This window comes from Sphingobium sp. (assembly GCF_049304695.1).
Lineage (GTDB): Bacteria > Pseudomonadota > Alphaproteobacteria > Sphingomonadales > Sphingomonadaceae > Sphingobium.
The window spans coordinates 20,377-29,792 of sequence record NZ_JBAQOK010000004.1 but is presented as its reverse complement, the minus strand read 5'-3'; the positions used below and the strand labels follow the sequence as shown (position 1 = coordinate 29,792).

Below are 9,416 nucleotides of genomic sequence, written 5' to 3'. Positions count from 1 at the left end.
GCCGCGGTGCCGTAATCGAGCCCATGGCGATCGATTCCACCAGAGCGGTCGGATGCGCGGATGCACCGGGAATGGCGATGCGGCTTGGCCGATACGGCAGGTACACCCCCACCGCCTCACCGGTCGGTACGGGTTCAGCAAAGACGGTGTAGCCGATATCAAGCGCGCTGAGAGATTGGGCGGTCGTCGCGATCGGGGCCGAAAGCCGGGGTCTGCTCGAGAGACCGCCGAGCAGGGATGCGCGCGCTCGGGTTGGTGCAAGGCGCGCTGGGGAGCGTCGCGGGGTTTCCGTAACGCTGGCGGTGGAAGCGATGATCGTCGCGAGCGCTTCGGGGAGTGAGTTGCACCGAACGATGGCGACGTCATCCTGGACGCCTTTTTCCAGAACGATGAGCTTCACGATCTGGCTGGTGCCATGTTTGGCATAGGCATTGGCGGGCAGTTCGACATGGAGCGCGATCGCACAGCCCTCGGTCGCCTTCGCCCAGGCGGGGCTCGATGTATCCACGCGATCGGGAAGTATAGCGGCGCAGCGCCCCCCGGCATCAAGCCGTTTCAGGGCGGCCCGCAAATGGCGGAACGCGGCAAGCGGGTCGGCATATCGACCGATGCTGCGAGAAAAGGGCGGGTTGATGAGCACGGCGGTCGGGCGGATCGACAGCGGCAGCAGATCGTCGATGAGTTCCCCGTCGTAGCGACTGACCGGTGCGGCGGGGAATGCTACCTGGAGCATGTCAGCGCGCGCGGGATCGATCTCGTTGAGGACAAGCTTTGCGCCCGCGCGCGCGGCGAAAACGGCGAGGAGCCCGGTGCCGGCGGAGGGCTCCAGGACGGTATCGGCTGTGGTGATGCGGACAGCGAGTGCGGCAAGGTAGCCAATCGCGGCCGGTGTCGAAAATTGCTGGAGCGCGATCTGTTCTTCACTGCGCACCGTATGCGTCGGCAGGGATGCGGTGAGCGCGGTCAGGGCCGCAAGGCACTCGGCGGGCTCTTGCGACAGGTCAAGCGTGGCGAGGTGCAGAACCTGGGCCAGCTCCAGCACATCATAAGCATCGCGGAGTGACCAATGCCCATCGGCAGCGGTTGAGCGATAGGCGATTTCCATCGCCCGGAGCAGGCCAGGCCGGTCCAGGCCGTCGCCTTTCCGCAGCACGGCATAGACGGCGTTCGCGGCGGTAATGGATGGTTCGGTGAAATCGAGTTCGAGAGCAGCGGCTGAGGTGCGCATTGTAGGCCTCCATAGTATCGTCCGGTGCCCATCACCGGATCAACAAGCCGGAGGCCTCCTCTCCTCTCTTCAGTGGGCGTGTGTCTGGATGACGGTGCGAGGAACGGCGTTGCGGGCAAGCCGATCGCGCAGAGCATCGTTCCAGTCGTCGTGCTCGGATGGGAGCCACTCCTCGACCCTTCGCCCGTTGGCGCTGAGATGCTCCCCTGCCCTCTTCAGGCAGATCTTGGCCGCCTTGTTGCGCTGACCGAACACGATAACGCGCTTCACATGGGACGGTATACCGACATGGGCGTAGCGCTCGGCACCAAGCACGGCCCAAACCGGCAATTGGAACCAGTCGATGGCGGACAGTGCATCTTCGATCCCTTCGGCGATGCCCAGAACGTCATCCGGCTCACCAAACCGCACGCTGCCCGAACCGAGCAGGCCCAGCGCCAGCTTGGGCTTGCGGAAGGGGCGCCGCAAAATGTCGGCGGGATCAAGAAAAGTCCGGTGGACCGCGACCAGGCCCAGCTCATTTCTTACCGCTGCGATCATTGCGGGAAGGCTGCGCCGATCCTTCCCCTTCCCTATGATCGTTTGCGGATTGAAGCGAAGGTTGGGCGTCGGCGCATAAAGACCCCGAGCATGAAGATAGGCTTCAGCCGGTGTGCCGGCGATGGGGATGCTGTGCTGCCATAATGACCTGGCCAAACCGCTCAGATCGCGTGAGGGCGGACGCGGTTCGACATGGACCGGCTCTCGATCGTGCAAACCCTGACGATCGAGAGCCTTGAGGATATCGGTCGATGTGCATCCCGCAAAGCATTTGAACAGGATCGCCTTGGTGCCGAGGCGGACCGAAAGACTGGGGGAATGATCGTCATGGGCGGGGCACCGGCACTCTCCGCGCGATCCAGACCAGCGTCCGCCCAGGCTCTCGACGATCTGCTTGGCGCGAACTGCTGCGTCGATGGTGGCTGGCATAAGCGAAACTCCTATCGAAAATTTAGGTTCGCTTCGCGCATGCCCCCTCCCCTCTTGCCCGATTGGCGCGGCCTCCTACGGTCTATGCCGCCTTTGCCGCGAGCACACCGAACTCTTCGACGATCCGGTCGGTCGTGTAGTGGGTGGTGCCGTCGCGCTCGTAGGAGGTGTCACGGAGCCGTCCGGCAATCCGCACGAGATCGCCAACCTGGGCCTTCTCATCGATATATTTCCGCTGGCCGTCGCTGAAAATGACGACGCGGTTCCAGTAGCTGTCCTCGATCCACTGGTCGCCTTCTCCGCGTCGGCGATAGTTCGCACATACCGAGATGTTCGTGACCTTGGGCTTGGCGTCGATCTCACCGATCCGTCCGATAATCTCGAATTTGGCAAAATTGATCATGCGATCTCCTCACTACGTGTGCCCAGCGGCGACGAGCGGTGATTCAGCTGCTGTCGGATCGCCGAGGATTTCGTCGCGGGGCGGAGCTGCCCAGGATCGAGACCGGGATGCTATCGTGGAACACCGGTGTTGCGGTATCCCCCCAACTAGGGGGACATTGGTTATGCTGTCCGAGCTAAACGATCAGCGAATCGCCTATTTAGTCTTTTAGAATCATTCTAGAACAACGCCGCTGCTCGCAGCGGAAGGATTCATGATTCTAAGTGATTCAGATTCTGTGCTCAAAAGGTCTGCAATTTCAATGATTTGTCGCGTTTATCCTGACCGCACGGGGGACTTTGCCTGACCCGACGGGGGCGTCAACCTGACCGGTCGGGGGCGGATAGCTGACCTATTGGGGCTATCCTGACTGATTGGGGGCGATGCCCTTTGGCGGCTTCTCGCCTGGGAATGGTGTCGTTCTGCAGCGTTTATCGAGCGTGAGCGAGCCGAAAACCAAGAGAACGCGAATCGCATTGCGACTCGGCAGGATCCCAGTGCTTTTGCGGGAGTGCCACACGGTTCTAACCTGACCGGATGGGGGCGACAGAAAGGGTTTCAGCCTGCCCTGACTTGACGAGCGAGGACAGGTCAGGCAGCAATTAGGCGAATCTGCCCAATATACGTTCGGCCTATATGACATGGAACATGCGGAAAATCTAAGCGCCGATGCAGCGCGAGAGGCGCAAGCCGATTCGGCGCCTGGCCGCGCCATGCGTGTCGCAGCGGCTTTGCAGGCGAAGGGTGGCGAAGAATTCGCCAAGCCCGGCAGCATCGTCGAGATCAAATTTGTGAAAGGCCAGTCGCTCAGCCTGACAGCGTCACGACTGCTCGCGTTGATGATCCTGACAGCGGGCGGCGATGCCTGGCAAGATCGGCCGCATCGCATGCGCAAGGCTGATATTCGCCGCGGTCACAAGGGTAATGAACGCATCTCCGACATGCTGGAGGAACTTCATCGGACTCTGTTTGCGATAGACGACCGGTCCTGGCGCGGCAAGAAAGCTACACTGCGCTTTTCCCTGATCTCGTCGTCTCGCGAAGAGGCGGAAGATACGGATGGCGCCGACGCGGGCTGGATTGAATGGGAATTTACGCCTGACGCCCGCAAGCTCATCCAGGAGTCGGAGAGCTACGCGGTTCTCAATCGACAGGCGGTATTGGGCTTTCGGTCGAGCTATGCACTCAAGCTCTACGAAATTGGATCGCTGCGGCTTCATCGCCGGCAGTCCACATGGAAGGGCGATATGGCAGCGCTGCGCGCAGCGCTGGGAATATCGCCGGACGTGTATAAGGATTTCGCGCAACTGCGGCGCAAGGTGCTTGAGAAGGCGAAGGCCGAAATTGATCAGTTGGCTCACTTCCGCGTCGAGTGGAAGGAGATACGGCAGGGCCGAACGGTGACCGAGATCGAGTTCCGCTTCGAGCCAAAGGATGCGCCAGCGCAGATCGCGACCGTCGATGAGATTGAGCGGCACTCGACAGGACGCAAGGCGCGCCGGGAAGGGGCTGTGGAAACGGTCGCCGACACAGTGGAAGTGGGATCGGTCGTCAAGGCTGCCATCAGCGCGCTTGTCGCACCTGAGAAGAATTCCGATATCATCTTCCCGGAAGGAACGATCCGTTTCAACGCCGAGACTTTGGCGGCTATCGCTCGATCGAACGGTGGCGGGTGGGATATCGATCTCATCGCTGATGCATATCGCCAGCAGATGGGCGACCGTCTGGTGAAACTCAAAGGCGCGAAGTTGCTGAGTTCCTGGACCGGCTTTTGCGAGAGTTTCGTTGCGCGGAGGGGGCGTCCCTAACGAAAATTGCACCGGTGCAATTTTCCTTCGCCCCCACCGAGTCAGGATAGACCCTTTGATAGGCCGTGATTGGCGATATTCAGGCTATATGCCGACCATGATGCGCCGTAACTTTCGAAATTCCGCTTCTATTTGACGGAAAAGCGCAAGTTGCGCTACAGTGCCCCGAGTTTCGCAAAGGGGCGCCCTGTGGCAGCATCACTAGACATCGACGACACACACGATCTTCTATCGGTGGCCACGCTTGCCCAGCGAACGTCCTCGGTGCTGGAGCGGCTTCGCGATTCGGCGCGCAGCGCGCGGGCGGATGATCGGCGTGAGCCCACTTTCCCAATCGGAAAGGCGGCCGACCTGGTGGGGCGGACGCCTGCAGCGATCCGCGACGCAGAAAAGGACGGGCGACTTCCGCCGCCGCCGCGAACCGAGAATAATCGCAGAGTGGGTTATACGCTCGCGCAGCTCAACGATATGCGGGGCCTGTTCGGCACGAGACCTTGGCGGGCAGTAGACGACCCGTGCTGTGTCGTTGCTGTCCAGAACTTCAAGGGAGGTGTCGGCAAATCAACCCTGTCGGTGCATCTTGCCCAGTATCTCGCCATCCAGGGCTATCGGGTCGCGTTGATCGACTGCGATAGCCAAGCGTCGGCAACGACGCTGTTCGGCTATGTGCCGGATCTCGACCTGACCGAGGACGACACGCTCTATCCGTTTCTCCGCCAGGAGGAAATGACCTCGCTCGACTATGCCCTGCGCAAAACGCATTTCGACGGCCTTGAACTAATCCCTGCCAATCTGCGGCTATTCCAGTCGGAATATGAGATCGCCGCCCGGATGGCGCGCGGGCAGGGGGGGCTTATCGATCGCCTCTCTCAAGGCATCGCTAGCATTGCTGATCGCTTTGATGTCATTGTCCTTGATCCGCCCCCAGCCCTTGGCGCCATATCCTTGTCGGTTTTGCGCGCGGCGAATGCTCTCGTTGTGCCGGTGCCTCCAACCGTCATGGACTTTTCTTCGACCGCGGCGTTTCTGGCGATGCTTGATGAGACCATCGAGACGCTGGCCGAACGCGGCTTTGCGCCGACTCTCAAATTCCTGCGCTTTGTTGCCTCGAAGGTCGACGAGAACAAGTCGATGCAGAAGGAACTGCTCAATCTGATGCGGACGTTGTTCGGTCACGCGATGGTGCGTACGCCGCTTAAGGATTCTGCTGAGATCGACAATGCGACGGCTCGTCTGATGACGGTTTATGAACTCGATGGCCCCGTCACAAGCAGTGCGGTGCGCAACCGCTGCCTCACTTATCTCGATGGCGTCAACGCTGAGCTGGAATTGGATATTCGCGCCATGTGGCCCAGCCACTTAGGCCGTTTGCGAAAGGAAGGTTTGGCATGAAAAGCAAAAATTGCACCGGTGCAATTCCGGGTAGAGGGGCGGCATTATGAGCAGAAAGAATGCGAGTTTCGCGGCTGACTTGGCGGCCGGAATAAATCTGCCTGAAGATGGTGCGCCCGCCCCGCGTCGTCCCGGCCTTGGTTCGAATGTCTTGACTGGAAGAGAGAACCGTTTGGCCGAATTGGCAGCGGGATCGGTTGTCAGCCGCACGCATGAACTGGTCGATCCCGCTCGATGCCGAATGTGGGCGGGGCACAACCGGGAATATGCGCTCCTCAACGAGGAGCGATGCGCCGATCTCATCGAGAGCATAAAGGCGCAGGGACGCCAAGAAATGCCGGCAATTGTCCGGCGGGTGCGCGGCGAACCAGACAATGATTTTGAGGTGATCTGTGGCGCTCGGCGTCACTGGTCGATCAGCTGGCTGCGTAGCCATAATTACCCCGACTTCCGGTTCTTGGTCGACGTCCGCGAACTGTCGGATGAAGAAGCATTCCGCATCGCGGATATCGAGAACAGGGCGCGCGAAGACCTTAGCGACCTGGAGCGGGCACGCGACTATCTCCGTGCGCTTGATGCCTATTATGAGGGCCGCCAGAAGGTCATGGCCGAGCGGATCAATGTCACAGAAAGCTGGCTGAGCCGCTATCTTGATCTCGCCCGCCTGCCGGCGGAATTGATGGTCGCATTTCCCAATCCGCAGGATTTGCGGATCAAGCATGTTACGGCGATCAAGCCTCTATTGAAACCCGACGATCGTCGCCAACGGGTATTTGCCGAAGCGGCCGCGCTCCGCGCTCGAACAGCTGACGAGGGGGCTTCTGCGGCCGTGCCGGACATTCTTCGCGCGTTGGCGCTGGCAGCCGATCCCCCCAAAAGGTCAGGATCCCCCAAGAGGTCAGGATCGACGGAAACCATCGCGTCGCAAAGCGGGAAGCCATTGCTTCGTTTCGAGGGTAAGGATCGTAAAGGGGTGAGGGTCACCTTGCTCCCACACGGCGGCGGTTCGCGGGAAGAGGCTGAAGCCGCGATCAAGACCTTACTCGATACGCATTGGCAGTAGCGATCATTTACCGGACGGTTGCTAGCAGCTTGCGTGCACCCTGAGGAGTGACTTGAAGAAGCCGGGTGACGGCTGCGGGGCGAAGCCCGGGGTAGGCCAGCGCAAGGCGGGCAAGGAGAGGCGCCCGGCTGCGGCGCGTTGCGGACACCTCCAAGGCCTTTGATCCTTGGCGCTCGATCCAGTCGAGGTCCTTCAGACCGGACTGGCAGCTCGTCAGCAGTGAGCGCGTCATGATATCGGCCAAAGCGACAACTTCGTGTGGCGGAAATTTCGGCAACAGAGTGAGAGAGGGCAGGGTGCCCAGCGTAAGTCCGGCATGGCGGAGCATGGCCGGTATATAGCTAGCGACCAACCAAGCCCTGTCACGTGCCCGTGGCTCGAGCATGAGCGTCCGGCCGTCGATCGTCGTCACGTCCACCGCGGCCTGATCGGCAACGACCACCGCCTTGAGCATGGCGACAATCCGATCGGCAATGGCGCGCAGCGATGGGGAAGGGTAGGGGGCCACTGTCTCCGCTCGTGCCTGTCGCCACGCCGGACCGAAATAGGCCAGGTCGCTGCCCGCCCAGACTTTGGCCTCGGCTCGATCGTCCAGCACGGTGCGTAAGACGTTCAGCGTCGCGCGGGCTAGCGGCCCTTGATCGCCAGCGCTGGCCTCAATCGCGAGATGAAACACCGCTGCGACGGAAACGGGATCGCTCAACCCCTCAGAGGCGCGGGGAGGGGGTGTGCGACCGCAAATCCAGTCCTGCAGATGCCGGACGTCGACGGGCACGCCGGCGAGACCGGCAAGTTGGGCCGCGCCCTGCAACCGCGCACGGGCCAGCCAGATGTCAGCCCATGGGCTGTTCTGGAGTCGTCCATCCAGTCGGCCGAGCAGGAGCATGGCCTGCTCATTGGAGGCATAGGAAGGGGAGGGGTCTGCCATCAATGCAGACTCTAGCGTAACCTTTAGGGAAACCAAAGTCAGCATTTAGTTTCCATCTCAGATAGCGTTAGAATATGAACATGTGATAATTGCAGTTATCACATCTCCATATTTGACGCCTCTTTAAAAGGTGAGCTACATATCACGCCGATGGATCACCTCGCTCAACTCGACGATAACGCCCTGATGGCGGAGGAAATGGCCCCAGCGCCGATGGCGTCGGTCAACGATCTGTCTTGGGCGGTGGTGAAGATGCACGCGGTCGAGCGCATCGTCATCAACGAGCCGCTAATCGCCGCCTATCAGGCTGCATCCTCGCCACACACCATCCGCGCGCTGAAATCGGATCTCGAGGCGTTCGACCTGTGGTGTCGGCGCATGAAGCGCATCGCGCTGCCGGCAACGCCGGAAACGGTCGCCGACTATCTCGACGCGCGGGCGGGGCAGGGGAGCAAGCCCGCGTCGCTCGGCCGGTACAAAGCGTCGATCGCCAAGATCCACCAGTTGCTCGAACTGAAGGATCCGACGCCGGCGTCGCTCGTGAAGCTCCGGCTGCAGGCGGTGCGCCGTGAGAAGGGGGCGGCGCAGAAGCAGGCGCGGCCGCTACGGTTCAAAGGCCCGGTGCGCGACGTCGAACGCGACACGGCGCGCGGGCTCAATATCCGCGCGCTGCTCGAAAGTTGCGGCGACGATCTGCCGGGGCTGCGCGATCGGGCGCTGCTGTCGGCCGCCTATGACACCGGTTTGCGTGCGTCCGAGTTGGTGGCGGTCGCAGTCGAGCATGTCGAGGAAGCGATCGATCCAGAGGCGCGGCTGCTGCAGATCCTGCGCAGCAAGGGCGATCAGGATGGGGAGGGGGCGACCGCTTTTCTGTCGCCGCGCTCGGCACGGGCGATCGCGGCGTGGACCGAGGCGGCCGACATCTCCTCAGGTCCGCTGTTCCGGCGCGTCCAGGTCCGCCGATACAAGGCGCGCGCCGCGGTGAAGGGGCGGCGGATCGACAGCATCTCGGGCCGCGAAACCTGGGATCTGCGCAAGACGCTCTCGAAGCCCGCGGTGAAGGCGCGGGTGGAGTACGATATCGGGTCGACGGCTCTGCACCCCGGATCGATCGGACCGATCTTTCGGACAATGATCCAGCGCGCGTTCGACCGCGGCGCGCTCGGAGATTTGACGGCTGACGATTTGTCGCGGATGCTGAAGGGGATCAGCGCGCATTCGACACGGGTGGGGCTCAACCAGGACCTGTTCGCGAGCGGCGAGGATCTCGCCGGCATCATGGAGGCGCTGCGCTGGAAGAGTCCGCGGATGCCGCTTTCCTACAATCGCAATCTGGCGGCTGAGCAAGGCGCAGCTGGTCGGTTAATGGCAAAAATCGGCTAGGAGCGAGCGCCCAGGTGACTACACAAAAAGAAATTGTCGGGGCCATCGCTCCGATCGAGTCCGCTTTATCGGCGGCTGCGCCAGACGGTCCGAAGGCCAATCCGGCTAGAGTGATAAATGAGCAAGGCCGGCCGATGGCGGAAAAGCGGGTTTGGCCACACGAGATCAATAAATATGCGGTTCGCACGGGATGAAGCCGAGAG

Annotated in this window: 7 protein-coding genes and 1 pseudogene; 4 read left to right on the top strand and 4 right to left on the bottom strand. The window is 61.4% G+C overall.

All coding sequences use genetic code 11. From position 1 onward, the window contains the following. The 3 genes and pseudogenes from WA070_RS00195 to WA070_RS00185 form a co-directional block, all read right to left on the bottom strand. Nucleotides 1–1,228, bottom strand: a pseudogene (locus WA070_RS00195) (methylase); the annotation flags it as partial. A gap of 69 nt (nt 1,229–1,297) precedes the next feature. Then, a complete protein-coding gene (locus WA070_RS00190; RefSeq protein ID WP_422632221.1) occupies nt 1,298–2,197 on the bottom strand; it encodes a DUF7146 domain-containing protein in 900 nt (299 codons plus the stop codon). 82 nt (nt 2,198–2,279) lie between these two features. Next, nucleotides 2,280–2,600 carry a single-stranded DNA-binding protein gene (locus WA070_RS00185; protein ID WP_021243468.1) on the bottom strand — a complete coding sequence of 107 codons (321 nt, stop codon included), beginning with the start codon at nt 2,598–2,600 and terminating at the stop codon, nt 2,280–2,282. Nucleotides 2,601–3,352: 752 nt separating this feature from the next. Between WA070_RS00185 and WA070_RS00180 the strand changes: the two genes are divergently transcribed. The 3 genes from WA070_RS00180 (at nt 3,353) to WA070_RS00170 (ending at nt 6,902) form a co-directional block, all read left to right on the top strand. Continuing rightward, complete coding sequence (locus WA070_RS00180; RefSeq protein WP_422632223.1) at nt 3,353–4,447, top strand: replication initiation protein; 1,095 nt, start codon at nt 3,353–3,355, stop codon at nt 4,445–4,447. Nucleotides 4,448–4,636: 189 nt separating this feature from the next. After that, nucleotides 4,637–5,839 carry an AAA family ATPase gene (locus tag WA070_RS00175; RefSeq protein WP_422632220.1) on the top strand — a complete coding sequence of 401 codons (1,203 nt, stop codon included), beginning with the start codon at nt 4,637–4,639 and terminating at the stop codon, nt 5,837–5,839. 46 nt (nt 5,840–5,885) lie between these two features. After that, entirely contained in the window at nt 5,886–6,902 is a 1,017-nt protein-coding gene (locus WA070_RS00170; protein WP_422632219.1) for a ParB/RepB/Spo0J family partition protein, read from the top strand. Between the two features lie 7 nt (nt 6,903–6,909). Here the strand turns inward: WA070_RS00170 and WA070_RS00165 are convergent, their stop codons facing one another. Beyond that, complete coding sequence (locus WA070_RS00165; protein ID WP_422632218.1) at nt 6,910–7,788, bottom strand: hypothetical protein; 879 nt, start codon at nt 7,786–7,788, stop codon at nt 6,910–6,912. Between the two features lie 228 nt (nt 7,789–8,016). Between WA070_RS00165 and WA070_RS00160 the strand changes: the two genes are divergently transcribed. Beyond that, nucleotides 8,017–9,213 carry a site-specific integrase gene (locus WA070_RS00160; protein ID WP_422632222.1) on the top strand — a complete coding sequence of 399 codons (1,197 nt, stop codon included), beginning with the start codon at nt 8,017–8,019 and terminating at the stop codon, nt 9,211–9,213. Nucleotides 9,214–9,416: the final 203 nt, after the last annotated feature.

What these genes read in the sequence shown, in the direction of transcription:
- WA070_RS00170 (WP_422632219.1), top strand. Translation starts at nt 5,886, where the DNA reads ATGAGCAGAAAGAATGCGAGTTTCGCGGCTGACTTGGCGGCCGGAATA.
- WA070_RS00165 (WP_422632218.1), bottom strand. Translation starts at nt 7,788, where the DNA reads ATGCTCCTGCTCGGCCGACTGGATGGACGACTCCAGAACAGCCCATGG.
- WA070_RS00180 (WP_422632223.1), top strand. Translation starts at nt 3,353, where the DNA reads ATGCGTGTCGCAGCGGCTTTGCAGGCGAAGGGTGGCGAAGAATTCGCC.
- WA070_RS00185 (WP_021243468.1), bottom strand. Translation starts at nt 2,600, where the DNA reads ATGATCAATTTTGCCAAATTCGAGATTATCGGACGGATCGGTGAGATC.
- WA070_RS00160 (WP_422632222.1), top strand. Translation starts at nt 8,017, where the DNA reads ATGGCGGAGGAAATGGCCCCAGCGCCGATGGCGTCGGTCAACGATCTG.
- WA070_RS00190 (WP_422632221.1), bottom strand. Translation starts at nt 2,197, where the DNA reads ATGCCAGCCACCATCGACGCAGCAGTTCGCGCCAAGCAGATCGTCGAG.